This is a genomic window from Micromonospora sp. WMMD734 (assembly GCF_049178975.1).
Lineage (GTDB): Bacteria > Actinomycetota > Actinomycetes > Mycobacteriales > Micromonosporaceae > Micromonospora > Micromonospora wenchangensis.
In genome coordinates this window covers 3,498,677-3,514,645 of record NZ_JBMHMK010000001.1, presented here as the reverse complement: position 1 = coordinate 3,514,645, position 15,969 = coordinate 3,498,677, and the positions used below count along the sequence as shown (strand labels likewise).

General features: G+C 71.1%; 11 protein-coding genes. 7 read left to right on the top strand and 4 right to left on the bottom strand.

Annotated elements, in window-relative coordinates; genetic code table 11:
• Positions 1-121: 121 nt before the first annotated feature.
• Positions 122-391 carry a DUF5988 family protein gene (locus ACN267_RS14990; RefSeq protein ID WP_204957240.1) on the bottom strand — a complete coding sequence of 90 codons (270 nt, stop codon included), beginning with the start codon at positions 389-391 and terminating at the stop codon, positions 122-124.
• Positions 392-1,218: 827 nt separating this feature from the next.
• Between ACN267_RS14990 and ACN267_RS14985 the strand changes: the two genes are divergently transcribed.
• From ACN267_RS14985 to ACN267_RS14975, 3 genes are all read left to right on the top strand, one after another.
• Entirely contained in the window at positions 1,219-4,053 is a 2,835-nt protein-coding gene (locus tag ACN267_RS14985; protein WP_421488947.1) for an AAA family ATPase, read from the top strand.
• A 142-nt stretch (positions 4,054-4,195) separates the two neighbouring features.
• Positions 4,196-5,002, top strand: coding sequence for an ABC transporter ATP-binding protein (locus tag ACN267_RS14980; RefSeq protein ID WP_204957242.1), 807 nt, complete (start codon positions 4,196-4,198; stop codon positions 5,000-5,002).
• The gene (locus ACN267_RS14975) at positions 5,002-7,566 is read left to right on the top strand and encodes an FtsX-like permease family protein (protein ID WP_204957243.1); all 2,565 of its coding nucleotides are present in this window, start codon (positions 5,002-5,004) and stop codon (positions 7,564-7,566) included. Before ACN267_RS14980 ends, ACN267_RS14975 begins: the two co-directional genes overlap by 1 nt.
• 68 nt (positions 7,567-7,634) lie before the next feature.
• On the opposite strand, the gene ACN267_RS14970 is transcribed toward ACN267_RS14975, so the two are convergent.
• From ACN267_RS14970 to ACN267_RS14960, 3 genes are read right to left on the bottom strand one after another with little or no spacing between them, the layout of a single operon-like run.
• Positions 7,635-8,297 (bottom strand): response regulator, encoded by a 663-nt coding sequence (locus ACN267_RS14970; RefSeq protein ID WP_204928153.1) that lies wholly within the window; start codon positions 8,295-8,297, stop codon positions 7,635-7,637.
• Positions 8,261-9,565 (bottom strand): sensor histidine kinase, encoded by a 1,305-nt coding sequence (locus ACN267_RS14965; protein ID WP_204957353.1) that lies wholly within the window; start codon positions 9,563-9,565, stop codon positions 8,261-8,263. The genes ACN267_RS14970 and ACN267_RS14965 overlap by 37 nt, the downstream gene beginning before the upstream one ends.
• Positions 9,566-9,582: 17 nt before the next feature.
• A complete protein-coding gene (locus ACN267_RS14960) occupies positions 9,583-11,109 on the bottom strand; it encodes a serine/threonine-protein kinase (RefSeq protein WP_421488946.1) in 1,527 nt (508 codons plus the stop codon).
• Between the two features lie 361 nt (positions 11,110-11,470).
• Between ACN267_RS14960 and ACN267_RS14955 the strand changes: the two genes are divergently transcribed.
• The 4 genes from ACN267_RS14955 (at position 11,471) to ACN267_RS14940 (ending at position 15,967) form a co-directional block, all read left to right on the top strand.
• Positions 11,471-13,372, top strand: coding sequence for a 2-oxoacid:acceptor oxidoreductase subunit alpha (locus ACN267_RS14955; protein WP_421488945.1), 1,902 nt, complete (start codon positions 11,471-11,473; stop codon positions 13,370-13,372).
• Positions 13,365-14,414: a 2-oxoacid:ferredoxin oxidoreductase subunit beta gene (locus tag ACN267_RS14950; RefSeq protein WP_281899247.1), complete on the top strand. Its 1,050-nt coding sequence runs from the start codon at positions 13,365-13,367 to the stop codon at positions 14,412-14,414. The genes ACN267_RS14955 and ACN267_RS14950 overlap by 8 nt, the downstream gene beginning before the upstream one ends.
• A complete protein-coding gene (locus ACN267_RS14945; RefSeq protein WP_421488944.1) occupies positions 14,411-15,049 on the top strand; it encodes a 4'-phosphopantetheinyl transferase family protein in 639 nt (212 codons plus the stop codon). The genes ACN267_RS14950 and ACN267_RS14945 overlap by 4 nt, the downstream gene beginning before the upstream one ends.
• A gap of 78 nt (positions 15,050-15,127) precedes the next feature.
• Entirely contained in the window at positions 15,128-15,967 is an 840-nt protein-coding gene (locus tag ACN267_RS14940) for a metallophosphoesterase family protein (RefSeq protein WP_421488943.1), read from the top strand.
• The last annotated feature ends 2 nt before the right edge of the window (positions 15,968-15,969 follow it).

Sequence of the window (15,969 nt, the reverse complement as noted above, 5' to 3'; positions counted from 1 at the left end):
GTGGGAACCGGTGGGCACCCGCCCGACGCCGCCGAACCGGGCGACGGGGCACCGAGCGCACCGGGTGCGGACAACACGACGGGCGGGACGCCGGTGGCCGGCGCCCCGCCCGTCGTACCGCTCATTCGGCGATCTTCGTCCGCATGGTCCAGCGGAAGACCACCACCCGCGAGGCGTCGTCGTTGAGGCCGTCGTGGTCACTGGAACGCTCGAAGTGCTCGTAGCCGCCCAGGTAGGGCACCTTGATCCGGCCGGTGCCGGCCGGCGCGCTGTGGGCCCGCTCGACGGCCGTCAGCCCGACCGGGCCACCTTCGAGCACCACGTCGAAGTGGTCGCCGCCGCGAACGTCGCTGAACCGCCGCGCGCTGCTCACCCGGGTGAGATCGTCCACGCTTTCCTCCTCGGCTGGGGGCGGGAGACGCGATCGACAGTGTTTCGCGTCACTGCCCTCGGATGCCTCCAGCGTGGCGGCACCGCCGGTCGGCGCATACCCGGAAGCGACCCCTAACTCCCGACCGGGGGCCAGATTTCAACGGCCGGCCAACCTGCGGTTACTTTGCGGCCCGGTGAGTCGCATTTGTGATAGCCCCCGGCTTGCCGCAAGGGTACGGCATTGACCAATGCTTATGAATTGCTTCTGTAATAGAGCTGTCTTCTCCCTGAAACTCAATTTTTGCTCAAGAGTAGATTGCCCGATTCGATGCTTCTCGTCCGGTCGGTGATGGTGTGCCGACGTCGGGGGCAACGGTGCAGGCCGGGGGGAGTTGGCCCGAAAGCTTCCGGTAGGAGTCCTCTGCCGGAGTCATTTCCCAGGTCAGGGCCGTGTGCCGTGGGTGGAATCTGCGGCCATCCGCGCAGGTGGGAGGGGTCGCGATGGCTCTTCGATCATGTAATTGCTACCGAGTGGTAATTTCTCGACCGGGGACGACAAACCGACAAAACGCCATCCCCGCTCGTAATATCGGTGACGAAGTATCATCACCCCACTACCGTCTTGTACGGGTGTCTATGTATGCTGTGCTCGCCGTCGGGACGCGGTGAAAGCCATCAATCAATTGGCAGTCATCATTGCAAGACCTGGTTTGCCGGCTGACGTGGCCAGTGACCGGGCGGGTCCCGGCGGACCGCGTGGCATCGAGCCGAACGGTTTCGTCGGGGGCCTGACCCGGAGCCGGCAGCGCCCGTTCGATGCGTCATCGCTGACCTGGGGGGAGACGGGTGGATTTTGTGGAGAGAAGCCGCGAGCTTGACATCTTGCGGGACCTTTACTCCGACAGTGCCACGGGCAGGGGGCGGGTCGCGCTGATCAGCGGCCCCGGTGCCACGGGCAAGACCGAGCTGTTGCGGGCCTTCGCCGACCACGTCGGCGCGGCGGGCGGGCTGGTGCTGCGCGCCGCCTGTTCCCGGGCGGAACGGCTGCTGCCCGCGGCCGTGATGGGGCAGCTGTTCCACAGCGTGCCGCTGCCGGCCGAGGTGATGCGGCGCATCGGCGCGTTCGTCGACATCGACGGCGTCGCGACGGAGGGTGACGCCGACATCAGGGCCGTGCACGCCATGTGTGTCGAGCTGCTCGACCTCGCCCGTAGCCGGCCGCTCGTACTGCTCGTCGACGACGTCGAGTTCGCCGATGAGCGGACCCTGCACACCCTGCTCTACCTCCAGCGCCGGCTCACCGCCGCACAGATCCTGGTGGTGCTCACCGAGTCACCGCAGCCCCAGCCGTTCCATCCGGAGTTCCGGGCCGAGATCAGCCGGCAGGCGAGCTTCTGCAACATCCAGCTGTCACCGCTGTCCGAGGCGGGCGTCGCCGAACTGCTGCGCGGCTGGACCGACGACGAGACGGCCACGGCGCTCGCCCCGGCGTACCACCGGGTCAGCGGTGGCAACCCGTTGCTGCTGCACGCGCTCGGCCAGGACCGGCGGGTCGCCGGGGCGACGGAGCCCACCGAGGTGGTCGTCGGTGACCAGTTCCGCCAGGCCGTCCTGGCCTGCCTGCGCCGCTGGGACCCGACCATCCTGGAGACCGCCCACGGGTTGGCCCTGCTCGGCGACTTCGCCACCCCGGCGTTGCTGGCCCGGCTGCTGGACACCAAGCCGGCCCGGGTCCAGTGGGTGCTCAACGCGTTGACGATGTCCGGCCTGCTGCACGGCGGCCGGTTCCGGCACCCGGCGGCGCGGGCGGCCGTCCTGCACGACCTGGCCCCGGACGCGCTGTCCGAGATGCACGCCCGGGCGGCGGAACTGCTGCACGCCGAGGGCGCTCCGGCACCGGCGATCGGTGGGCACCTGCTCGCCGCCGGTGGCCTGGCCGAACCGTGGGCGATCACGGTGCTCCAGGACTCGGCGACGCACGCGCTGGCCGAGGACCGCGTCGACGACGCGGTGGAGTCGCTCAAGCTGGCGCACGACATGTGCGACGACGAGCCGCGCCGGGCGGCGCTGACCGCGATGCTGGCCGCCTGCCAGTGGCGGGTCAACCCGGCGGCGGTGAGCCAGCACCTCCAGTCGCAGCGCGAGGCGCTGCGGGCCGGGCACCTCTCCGAACGGCACGCCGCCGCGTTGCTGCGCTACCAGCTCTGGCACGGCCACCGGGCGGACGCCCAGGAGACCCTGCGGCACCTGCGCGACAACCGGCAGCAGCTCGACGCCACCACCGCCGCCGAGCTGGAGGGATGCGCGGAGTGGCTGCGGCTGCACTTCCCCGTCGCCTTCGCCGAGCTGGACGCCGACGTCGGCCCGACGGCCACGCCGGCCGGTGCCCCGGTCCGCTCCGACGGCTCCCTCGGATCAGCCACGCCGTCGCTGACCGCCGTGCTCACCGACGGGGTGACCGACGAGGTGATCGCCCGCGCCGAGCAGGTGCTGGGCAGCCACCTGCTGGTCGACGTCGGGCTGGAGTCGGCGCTGTGCGCCCTGCAGACCCTGGTCTACGCCGACCGGATGGACCGCGCCGTGCACTGGTGCGACGTGCTCGGCACCGAGGCCGGCGCGCGGGGCGCCACCACCTGGCACGCCATCCTGTCCGACGTCCGCTCGCACATCGCGCTGCGCCAGGGCGACCTGCCGCTCAGCGAGCGGTTCGCCCGGGAGGCGCTGGACGCGATGTCCCCGCACAACTGGGGCGTGGCGATCGGCTCACCGCTGTCCAACATGCTGCTCGCCAAGATCGGCATGGACAAGCTCGACGAGGCCGAGGCGCAGCTCAAGCACGTCATCCCGGACGCGATGCGCGACACCTGGTTCTGGCCGATGTACCTGCGGGCCCGGGGCCACCTGCACCTGGCCGGCGGGCGGGTGCACGCGGCGCTGGCCGACTTCGAGACCTGCGGGCAGCTGGCCACCCAGTGGGGGATGGACCTGCCGACCCTGCTGCCCTGGCGCGGCGACCTGGCCCAGGTCTACCTGCGTTCCGGCCGGCCCGACCGGGCCCGGGGCATGGTGACCGAGCAGCTTTCCCGGCCCGGCGCCGACAACGCCCGCACCCGGGGCATCTCACTGCGGCTGCTCGGGTCCGCGCTCGACGTCAAGCAGCGGGTCAACACGCTGCGCCAGGCGGCCAACCTGCTCCAGGAGTCCGGCGACCGCTACCAGCTCTTCCTGGCCCTGGCCGCGCTCAGCAGCGCGCACTACGGGCGGGGCGAGTTCAACACCTCGCGGGTGGTGGCCCGCAGCGCGATGCAGCTCGCCAAGGACATCCAGGCGCAGGCGTTGTGCCGCCGGCTGTTGCCCGGGGGCGACGCGGCCGGCGCCGACGACCCGGACACCCCGCCGGAGCACGAGGAGATGTCCCGGCTCAGTGACGCCGAGCAGCGGGTGGCGACGCTCGCCGCGCTCGGCCACACCAACCGGGAGATCGGCAAGAAGCTCTACATCACGGTGAGCACCGTCGAACAGCACCTCACCCGGGTCTACCGGAAGCTGAACGTCAGGCGGCGCACCGAGCTGTCGCTGGGGCTGCCGATGGACGCCGCCGGGGCCGGGCTGCTCGCCGTCGCGCCGGGCGGGACCGAGCGGTCCTGGCCGCAGTGGGAGTCGGCGGTCCAGGCGAGCTGAGCTCGTCAGCGGTGGCGATTCCGGGGTGGGCCTAGGCCCACCCCTTCGGGTCATTAGCTCCATTGAGCGCAATCGGCCCGATCCATACCGTGAAACATGTACCCACCGCCGTTCGGCGACGTTCTTTTGCGGGGAGCATGAGGTGAACAGAAACAAGGACCGGCGGACGCCGATCAGTGGTGCCGACGCGGTGCGGCTCGACGACGTGCGCAAGACGTACGGGCGCGGCGACAACCGTGTCGACGCGCTGCGCGGCGTCACGATGAGCTTCCCCCGGGGCAGCTTCACGGCCGTGATGGGGCCGTCCGGCTCCGGCAAGAGCACGTTCCTGCACTGCGCGGCGGGGCTCGACGTGCCCTCGTCCGGCTCGGTGGTGCTGGACGGCAAGGAACTCAGTGGCATGAACGAGAACCAGCTGACCCGGCTGCGTCGGGAGCGGGTCGGCTTCATCTTCCAGGCGTTCAACCTGATGCCGGCGCTCAACGTCGAGCAGAACGTGGGCCTGCCCTTCCGACTGGCCGGCCGCCGGCCCGACCGGCACTCCGTGGTGGAGGTGCTGGGCCGGGTGGGGCTGGCCGAGCGGCGCAAGCACCTGCCGAGCGAGTTGTCCGGTGGTCAGCAGCAGCGGGTCGCGATCGCGCGGGCGCTGATCATGCGCCCGGCGGTCATCTTCGCCGACGAGCCGACCGGCGCGCTGGACACCCAGACCACCATCGAGGTGCTGCAACTGCTCCGCGAGACGGTGTCCAGCGGGGGACAGACCATCATCATGGTGACCCACGACCCGGTCGCCGCCGCTGCCGCGCACCGGGTGCTGTTCCTCGCCGACGGCCAGTTCATCGGTGAACTGGAGGCGCCGACCGCCGACGTGGTGGCCGAGCGGATGACCCACCTGACCGCGTGGCAGCAGAACCGGGCGCCGCAGTCCACCGGCAGGGGTGGCTTCTGATGACGTACCTCGCGTGGCGCACCCTGCGCTACCGCAAGCTCGCCTTTATCGCGACATTTATCGCGGTCTTCTTCGGTGTGGCGCTGATCGTCGCCTGTGGCGGGCTGATGGAGACCGGCATCCGGATGGCCGTCCCGCCGCAGCGGCTGGCGGCGGCCGACGTGGTGGTGAGCGGCAAGCAGACCTACGGCGTGCCCAAGAAGGACCCGCAGGACACCAAGAACATCAAGTCGGTGCCGCTGGCCGAGCGGTACTGGATCGATCCGGGCCTGGTCGGCAAGATCCAGGGCGTGCCCGGGGTCGAACGGGCGGTGGCCGAGGCGTCGTTCGCCGCCACCGTCGTCCGCAACGGCGCACCGGTGATCGTCGGGACCCAGTCGCTGGGCCACCGGTGGGAGTCGGCGCAGCTCGGGCCGTACCGGCTCGACGGGCAGCCGCCGGCCCAGGCCGGCCAGGTGGTGCTGGACCGGGCGGTGGCCAAGCTGGCCCGGATCAAGGTCGGCGACCGGGTCGACGTCGTGGTCGGTGGGGTCCAGTCGTCCTTCCAGGTGACCGGCATCGCCGCGCCGCCCGGTGAGCTGAGCCAGTCGGCGCTGTTCTTCTCCGACGACGACGAGCGGCGGCTCAACCCGCACACCGGCACCGCGGACGCGATCGGTGTGCTGGCCAAGCCCGGCACCGACCTGGACGCGTTGCGCGAGCGGATCGAGCGGACCCTCGCCGACCGCAAGCTCGTCGTGCTCACCGGCGACGACCGGGGCGCGGCCGAGTTCCCCGAGGCGGTCGGCGGTCAGGCGCAGCTCATCCCGCTCTCCGGGGTCTTCGCCGGCATGACGGTCTTCGTGGCGATCTTCGTGGTCGCCAGCACGCTGGGCCTGTCGGTGCAGCAGCGGCAGAAGGAGATCGCGCTGCTGCGTTCGATCGGCGCGACGCCCCGGCAGATCCGCGCGATGGTGCGCCGCGAGGCGCTCGTCGTCGCGGTCGGTGCGGCGATCCTCGGCTGCGCGCCCGGGGTGTTCCTCGGGCCGCTGCTCTACGACATCGTCTCCGACGCCGGGGTCATCTCGCCGGTGGTGCAGTTCCACCAGGGTTTCATCCCCTACCTGGCCGCGCCGGCGATCGGCATCTTCGCCGCCATGGTCGCCGCCTACGTCGCCGGTCGCCGCCCCTCCAAGACCAAGCCCACCGCCGGCATCGCCGAGGCCGCCCTGCAGCGCAAGTGGGTGAGCTGGCCCCGGGTGGTGTTCTCCATCCTGTTCTTCGCCGCCGGTTTCGCGCTGATCCTGGTGACCGCGATCGTGATGCAGGGCGCGGTGGCGTCCGCGACCGCCGGGCCGGCGGTGATGTGCTGGGCGATCTCGATCGCGTTGATCAGCCCGGGGCTGACCCGGCTGCTGGCCGGCGTGCTCAGCCTGCCGGTACGGGCGTTCTTCGGCCTCGCCGGCTACCTCGGCACGGTCAACGTCCGCACCCGCGCCGTCCGGGTGGCCTCCGCGGTCACCCCGATCATGCTGGCCGTGGCGCTGGCGGTGGCCAACTTCTACCTCCAGACCACCCAGAACGAGGCCGCCGAGCGCTACTACTCGGACAACCTGCGGGCCGACCTGGTGCTCAGCTCCACCACCGGCGGCTTCCCCGCCGACACCGTGGAGGCGATCCGGTCCGCGCCGGGCGTCGAGGAGGCGTCGGCGTACGTGACCAGCGCCGGCTGGATCAACAAGCCGTACGACGGGTCGCACGTCGAGTCGCCCTGGCCGTTGCAGGGGGTCAGCGGGGCCAGCGCCGCCGGCATCACCGGGGTGCGGACCAGCGACGGCAACCTCGGTGACCTGCGGGGCGACACGGTGGCGCTGCCCGAGGTGGCCGGGAAGAACCTCAACGTCGGCGTCGGCGACCAGATCACCCTGCGGCTCGGCGACCGCTCGGCGGTGGACCTGCGGGTGGTGGCGCTCTACCCGGCGAAGAAGGGGTTCGAGACGATCCTGCTCCCCGCCGACCTGCTCGCCGCGCACAGCACCACCGGGCTGTCCCGGCAGATCCTGGTCACCGCCGAACCCGGCACCAGCCGGGACGCGCTGACGGCCAGCCTGCGGGAGAAGGTCGCCGGTAACCCCGGCACGATGATCGAGGGGCGGGAGGCGATCACCACGTTCGCCGAGCGGACCAAGACCCAGGCCTGGGTCAACTACCTGCTCGTCGCCCTGGTCGCCGGCTACACGATGATCTCGGTGGCGAACACCCTGATCGTGGCGACCGCCGGCCGCCGCCGGGAGTTGGGCATGCAGCGGCTCATCGGCGCCACCCGCAAGCAGGCCCTCCAGATGCTCAGCGTGGAGGCGGGCATGGTCGCGGTCATCGGGGTGGTGCTCGGCACGATCGCCTCCATCGCCACGCTGATGCCGTTCAGCATCGTGGTGCTGGGCCGACCGGTGCCCTCCGGTCCGATATGGATCTATCTGGCCGTGGTGGCGGGCGCGACCGTGCTCGCCTTCGCCGCCACCGTGCTGCCGGGCCGCCGGGTGATGCTCTCCCGGCCGGCGGAGGCCGCCGTCGCCGTCGAGTGACGGCAACCCGCACACACGACGGTGCCCCCGGTCGACCGACCGGGGGCACCGTCGCATGTGGCGTCGGGTCAGCCGACGTCGGCCCGGGTGCCGTTGAGGTACGCCAGCACGGCCAGCACCCGGCGGTTGCTGTCGTCGGCCGGGGTCAGGTCCAGCTTGGTGAAGATGCTGGTCGTGTACTTGGCGACGGCACCCTGACTGACGATGAGACGTTGGGCGATGGCCGTATTCGAACATCCCTCGGCCATCAGCTTGAGCACCTCCCGCTCGCGCGGGGTGAGGGTCGACAGTGGCTCCCGACGGGACCTGCCGGCCAGCAGCTGCGAGATCACCTGTGGGTCCATCGCGGTGCCCCCGTCGGCGACCCGGCGGATCGCGTCGACGAACTGGTCGCTGTTGAGCACCCGGTCCTTGAGCAGGTAGCCGATGCCGCCGCTGGCGTCGGCGAGCAGCTCCTTGGCGTACAACTGCTCGACGTGCTGGGAGAGGACCAGGATGGGCAGTCCGGGGCAGCGGCGACGCGCCTCCAGGGCTGCCTGCAGGCCCTCGTCGGTGAAGGTCGGGGGCAGGCGAACGTCGACCACCGCGACCTCCGGGCGGAGGGTCACCAGGGCGTCGAGCAGAGCCGGGCCGTTGTCGACCGCCGCGACGATCTCGAAGTCGTAGGATTCGAGGAGCTGGACCATTCCCTGTCTCAGGAGGAAGAGGTCCTCGGCGAGTACAACGCGCACGGCAGCTCCAGGATCGCGACGGTCGGCCCACCTTCGGGACTGCTGAGGACGAGCGTCCCGTCGAACGTAGCACAGCGCCGCTCGATGCCCCGGAGTCCGGTGCCGAGGGTGGCGTCGGCACCGCCCTGACCGTTGTCGATCACTACGGCGCGCAGCGAACCGTCCTCGTGCCGCAGGTCGATGCTGGCCCGGTCGGCGTTGGCGTGCTTGACCACGTTGTTCAACAGCTCCGACAGGGCGAAGTAGACGGCGGACTCCGCCGGGGCGGCCAGCCGGCCGGGTACGTCGGCGATGACGTCGACCTCGATCGGGCTCTCCAACGCGATCGCCCGGATGGCGTCCTCCAGCCCCCGCTCGGCCAGCACCGGCGGGTGGATGCCCCGGATCAGGCAGCGCAGTTCCTCCAGCGCGCTGGCGGTGGCGTTGCGCGCGTCGACCAGCAGGGTCTCCGCGACGTCCGGATTGGTCCGCAGCTGCCGGGTGGCCGCACCGAGCTTCATGCCGATCGCGACCAACCGGGCCTGCGCCCCGTCGTGCAGGTCCCGTTCGATCCGGCGCAGCTCGGTGGCCTGGATGTTGATCACATCCGAGCGGGTCTCGGAGAGGTGCCGCATCCGGGAGGCGATCTCCGCCCGTTCGCTCGGGCCCAGCAGCGTCCGGGCGAAGTAGGCGTGTCCGGCCACCACCCCGGGGGCGGCGGCCACCCAGATCGCGAACACCACCAGGCTGACCAGCGCGCCGAGCACCGCGTGCGGCCAGGTGTCCATCGGGGTGAAGCCGTACCAGAAATCCACCCCGGACTCCCGCATCAGCATCCAGAACCCGGCGGAGAGCAGCAGCCCTTCCACCGAGTAGACCAGCAGGGTGACCGGCAGCAGGCCGAGTACGAAGCCGACGAACACGTTGAGCAGGAGGAACAGCAGGTCGCGCCAGGTCGCCGGGTCGGTGAGGATGGACCGGCAGCGCTGCACCCAGCCGACCACCCCCCGCTCGGTCGGCGGCGCGGGCAGGTAGGGCGTGGCGATCGACACCCCGGCCCGGCCGGCGAGATCCCGGCACCGCCCGGTGAGCCAGCGGACCAGCGGGGTGACCAGGGGCAGCAGCAGCACCCCGACGCCGAGCGAGATGAACGCCGTGGCGAGCACGGTGGCGACGAGCAGGGCCAGGCTGAGCGCGGCGCTGGCGACGAGCACCACGCCGCGCCCGGTGGCGTGCAGCGCCCGGGACAGGGCCCGCCCGGTGAGTTCCGCGGTGATGGCGACGTCCATGTCCTCCGGCTCCCCGGTCACGGCAGATCGATGGTGGTGCCCGCACTCAGTGGCGTGTCGTGGACGACCAGTTGGCGCAGTTCGGCGCCGACCGGCGTGTCGTAGACCAGTGATCCGCTGACCGTCGCGCCGGGCTTGATGCTCTTGGTCAACCGTTGCGTGTCCGGATAGTAGAGCAGGGAACGGGTGTCCGGGGTGTATCCCCGCCCGTCCGCGTCGACCAGCCGCTGGCTGAGCGGCCAGACGATGGTGCCCTTGGACCCCTTGTTGACCACGTCGACGTCGACCATGCAGAACACGCCGTCCGCCTTCTGGGTCAACGGCCAGAACCCGATCTCCCGCGACCCGCAGTGCACCCCCGTCACGGTGAACTCCAGCGACCCGTCCTGCCCGGTCGCGGTGGCGGGGGTGGGGCTGGGGGTGGGGGTGGGCGACGGGCTCGGGGTGGGGCTCGGTGTGACGACGCCGGACGGCGCGGACGGGTCCGGCCCGGCGGACGGTGCCCCCCGCTGGTCGGCCTGTCGCAACGCGACCACGCCCAGCACGACGAGGGCCACCACCGCCACCACCCCGGTCAGCACCGCCGGCCAGGGCGGCGGCGGTCGACGCGGCGGCGGCGTCGGGGCGACCAGGGTGGCCGGCTGGCCGGCCGCCGGGTACCACCGGGTGCCGTCGAGCTGCTCGGTGGTGGCGGCCACCGGTTCCACCGCCGAGCGGATGCTGGCCGTGTCGGCGCTGCCGACCAGGATCAGCATCGCCTCCCGGGCGGTGGGACGTTGCCGGGGGTCGGTGCGCAACGCCCGCGCGACCACCGCGGCGAGGCCGGCGGGCAGCCCGCTCAGGTCGGGCGGGCCGGCCGGGTGCACCCGGGGGTCGACCGGCAGCCGACCGGTGGCGGCCCAGCCGACGAGGATCCCCCAGGCGTAGACGTCGGCGGGCTGGGCGGGCGGGAAACCGGCGAGGCGCTCCGGGGCCAACCAGCCGGGCGTGCCGTACGAGGGGCCGGTGGTCGGGTCGAGTGCCTCGATCAGGCTGGCCAGCCCGAAGTCGATGACCTTCGGACCGAACGGGGACAGCAGGACGTTGCGGGGGGTCAGGTCGCCGTGCGCCAGCCCGGCGGCGTGGATCGCGGTGAGCCCGGCGGCCACCCCGACGGCCAGCGCCTCGGCCTGCGGGCCGGAGAGCGAGCCGTGCCGGGTCACGTGCTCGTGCAGGGACGACCCGGTCACGTACTCGGTGACGAGGTAGGGGATCGGCCCCTGCGGGTCGGCGTCGAGCACCCGGGCGGTGCAGAAGTCGGCGACCCGGCCGGCGGCGGCGACCTCGCGGGCGAACCGTCGCCGGAACTCCGGCCGGGAGCGCAACTCGTCGTGGACGACCTTGACCGCGACCCGGCCCCCGCCCGGGGCCTCGGCCAGGAAGACCACCCCCATGCCGCCCGAGCCGAGCAGGCGGCGCAGCCGGTAGGGCCCGACGTGTTCCGGATCGCCCGGCCGCAGCGGTGACCCCGGCTCGGCCACTGCGCCGCTGGTCAGCTCGCCCATGTAGACAAGTGTCCCATGCCGGGTCGAGGCACGCGCCCCCTGCGCCGTCCCCGGTGGACGCCCCGCGTCGCCCGTCGCCGGGCCGTCCGCGGGTGGGTCGGGGTAGGGGATCGCTAAGGGTTGGCACGGCCGGGACCGGAACCTAGCGTGTGGTCGCACGCGCTCGCCGGCGCTTGATGCGGTCGGCGACCCCGCCGGCTGACGCCGGGGTCGCCGACCCCGGCGGTACGGACCTGCGCCGGCCGTACCGCGCCGGCCGACGGCTGCGCTGGTACCGCCGGGGCCGGGTGTCGGCCCGCCCGTTCACCGGCGGCGCACCGTCGTGGTGCGCGCCGCGCAGAAGAGAGGGACGCGATCGCCCATGACCTCCACGACACGGTACGACGATGCGCCGGCGACGGACGGTGGGACCCCCGGCGGGACCGAGGTGCGTCAGTTGGACCGGGTGGTGATCCGGTTTGCTGGTGACTCGGGTGACGGGATGCAGTTGACGGGGGACAGGTTCACCTCGGAGACGGCGCAGTTGGGTAATGATATTTCGACGTTGCCGAATTTCCCGGCGGAGATTCGGGCGCCTGCGGGGACGTTGCCGGGGGTGTCGAGTTTCCAGGTGCATTTCGCTGATTACGACATTTTGACGCCGGGGGACGCGCCGAACGTGTTGGTCGCGATGAACCCGGCGGCGTTGAAGGCGAATGTGGGTGATCTGCGTCGGGGTGCGGACATCATCGTGAACACCGATGAGTTCACCCGCCGGAACCTGACGAAGGTCGGGTATGCGGTGTCGCCGTTGGAGGACGACACTCTGGATGGGTTTGTGGTGCATCCGGTGGCGTTGACGTCGATGACGGTGGGTGCGTTGGCGGAGTTGTCGGTGTCGAAGAAGGACGCCGAGCGGGCGAAGAACATGTTCGCCCTGGGGTTGTTGTCGTGGATGTACTCCCGCCCGTACGAGTCGACCCTACGGTTTCTGGAGCGGAAGTTCGCCAAGCGGCCGGATCTGGTCGCGGCGAACATCGCGGCGTTCAAGGCGGGCTGGAACTACGGCGAGACGACGGATTCGTTCTCGGTGCGGTACGAGGTGAAACCCGCGGCGATGCTGCCGGGCACCTACCGCAACATCACCGGTAACGCCGCTCTGTCGTTGGGGTTGGTCGCGGCGGGGGTGCGGTCGGGTCTGCCGGTGTTCCTCGGCGCGTATCCGATCACCCCGGCGTCGGACATCCTGCACGAGTTGTCGAAACACAAGCGGCTCGGTGTGGTCACCATGCAGGCCGAAGACGAGATCGCCGCGGTCGGCGCCGCTCTGGGCGCCTCCTACGGCGGCGCCCTGGGAGTGACCACCACCAGCGGCCCCGGTGTCGCCCTGAAATCCGAGACGATCTCCCTGGCCGTCGCCCTGGAACTCCCCCTGGTCATCGTGGACGTGCAACGCGCCGGCCCGTCGACCGGTCTACCGACAAAGACCGAGCAGGCGGACCTGAACATGGCCCTGCACGGCCGCCACGGTGAGGCCCCCGTCGCGGTGATCGCCGCGAAGTCCCCCTCGGACTGTTTCCACGCCGCCCTCGAGGCCGCCCGGATCGCCCTGACCTACCGCACCCCGGTGATCCTGCTGTCGGACAACTACGTCGCCAACGGCTCCGAACCCTGGCTGCTACCCGACGTCGACGACCTGCCCGACCTGCGCGTCGACTTCGCCACCGCCCCCAACGGCGACGACGGCGTCACGTTCCTGCCCTACCTACGCGACCCGGACACCCTGGCCCGTCCCTGGGCCGTGCCCGGCACCCCCGGCCTGCAACACCGCATCGGTGGCCTGGAAAAAGCCGACAAGACCGGCGACATCTCCTACGACCCGGCCAACCACGACTACATGGTCCGCACCCGCGCCGCCCGCATCGAAGCCATCGACGTGCCCGACCTCGACGTCGACGACCCCGACGGCACCGCCCGGACCCTCGTGCTCGGCTGGGGCTCCACCTACGGCCCGATCGGCGCCGCCTGCCGCACCCTGCGCCACCACGGCCAACCCATCGCCCAAGCCCACCTACGCCACCTCAACCCCCTGCCCGCCAACCTCGGCGACGTCCTTTCCGCCTACGACCGCGTCGTCATCCCCGAGATGAACCTCGGCCAACTCGCCCAGATCATCCGCGCCCGATACCTGACCGACGCGATCACCTACAACCAGGTCCGCGGCCTACCCTTCACCGCCGCCGAACTGGAGACGATGCTGGAAGAGGTCTGCAAAAATGCCTGAACCCGTCGCCCTGAAACTCACCGGCAAAGACTTCAAATCCGACCAGGAAGTCCGCTGGTGCCCCGGCTGCGGCGACTACGCCATCCTCGCCGCCCTCCAACAATTCATGCCCGAACTCAACATCCCCCGCGAAAACACCGTCTTCATCTCCGGCATCGGCTGCTCATCCCGCTTCCCCTACTACATGAACACCTACGGGATGCACTCCATCCACGGCCGCGCCCCCGCCATCGCCACCGGCCTCGCCGTCACCCGCCCCGACCTGTCCGTCTGGGTCGTCACCGGCGACGGCGACGCCCTGTCCATCGGCGGCAACCACCTCATCCACGCGCTGCGCCGCAACGTCAACCTCAAAATCCTGCTCTTCAACAACCGCATCTACGGCCTCACCAAAGGCCAATACTCCCCCACCAGCGAAACCGGCAAAATCACCAAATCCACCCCCGCCGGCTCCACCGACGCCCCCTTCAACCCCCTGTCCCTCGCCCTCGGAGCCGAAGCCACCTTCGTCGCCCGCACCATCGACTCCGACCGCAAACACCTCCAAACCATCCTCCGCGCCGCCGCCCAACACCACGGCACCGCCTTCGTCGAGATCTACCAAAACTGCAACATCTTCAACGACGGCGCCTTCGACCCACTCAAACAACCCGACACCCGCGACGACTACCTCATCCCCCTCGAACACGGCCAACCCATCACCTTCGGCCGCAACAAACAACACTGCCTCGTCCACCCACCCCACAGCTTCGGACTCGACATCCGCGACACCGCCACCACCCCACCCGAAAACATCATCACCCACGACACCACCATCACCGACCCCGCCTACGCCTTCGCCCTCACCCGCCTCCCCCAACCCGACCACCGCAACACCCCCATCGGCATCCTCCGCCAAACCCAACGCCCCACCTACGACACCCTCGTCCAACACCAAATCACCACCGCCAAAAACACCACCACCGACACCCCCGAACAACAACTCACCACCCTCCTCCACACCGGCGACACCTGGACCATCAGGCCGCTGGCCGACGCATGATCGACCGGATCACACCGCCTGGCGTCGTCGCCGTCGAGGCGTTCGACGACACCGACACCGAGCCGCTGCACCCCGCGGAGGCCGCGCTGGTGGCCCGCGCCGTCGAGAAGCGGGTGCGGGAGTTCACCACCGCCCGTACCTGCGCCCGCCGGGCGCTGCGCGCCCTCGGCGTACCGCCCGCGCCGGTGCTCACCGGCGACCGTGGCGCACCCGTCTGGCCGTCCGGTGTGGTCGGCAGCCTCACCCACTGCCCCGGCTACCGGGCCGCCGTGGTCGCCCGCGCGGCCGACGTACGCGCCATCGGCATCGACGCCGAACCCGATGCGGCACTGCCCGACGGCGTGCTCGACGCGATCGCCCTGCCCGAGGAACGCGCCATGGTGGACCGGCTGGCCACCGACGCCCCCGGACCGCACTGGGACCGGCTGCTGTTCAGCGCCAAGGAGTCCCTCTACAAGGCATGGTTCCCGATCACCGGGATCTTCCTCGGCTTCGACGAGGCCCGGATCGTCCTGCACCCGACCGACCGTACCTTCGCCGCCCGCGTCCTCGTCCCCGGTCGCGGTCGGGACTTCGACGGTCGCTACCTGCACGACGCCGGCCTGACCCTGACCGTCGTCGCCGTACCGCACTGAACCCGAGCCGTACCGCACCAGCCGACCCGGAACCGCGCCCCGCCGTGCGGATCCGGACGAACGAGGGGACCACACCCGATGAACGCCGGCATCTACGCCGTCAGCGACCTGCACGTGGCGTACCCGGAGAACCGGAAGATCGTGGAGAGCCTGTGGCCCCGCGCGGCCGGCGACTGGCTGATCGTCGCCGGTGACGTCGCCGAACTCTTCGCCGACGTCACCTGGGCGCTGGCGCTGCTGGCCGAACGGTTCGCCAAGGTGATCTGGGCGCCCGGCAACCACGAGTTGTGGACCCACTCGCAGGACCCGGTCCGGCTGCGCGGCGAGGCCCGCTACCAGGCCATCGTGCGGCAGTGCCGGGACCTGGGGGTGGCCACCCCCGAGGACGACTACCCGATCTGGACCGGGCCCGGCGGCCCGCTGCTGGTCGCGCCGCTGTTCGTCGGCTACGACTACTCGTTCCGCGAGCCGGGTGTCACCAGCAAGGAACAGGCGCTGGCCCGGGCCCACGCCGCCGGGGTGGTCTGCGCCGACGAGGTCTTCCTGCACCCCGACCCGCACCCGAGCCGGGACGCCTGGTGCCGGGCCCGGGTGGCGCTGACCGAGGCCCGGCTCGCCGGCAGCGACCCGGCGGTGCCGAAGGTCCTGGTCAACCACTACCCGCTGGTCCGGATGCCCACCGACATCCTGCGCTACCCCGAGTTCGCCCAGTGGTGCGGCACCGAACTCACCGCCGACTGGCACCGCCGCTTCCACGCCACCGCGGTGATCTACGGGCACCTGCACATCCCCCGGGTGACCTGGCACGACGGGGTGCGCTTCGAAGAGGTCTCCGTCGGCTACCCCCGGGAGTGGCGGACCCGTCCCCGCCCCGACTCGTGGCTGCGGCGGGTGCTGCCGACGCCCGTGCAGGTCTGACG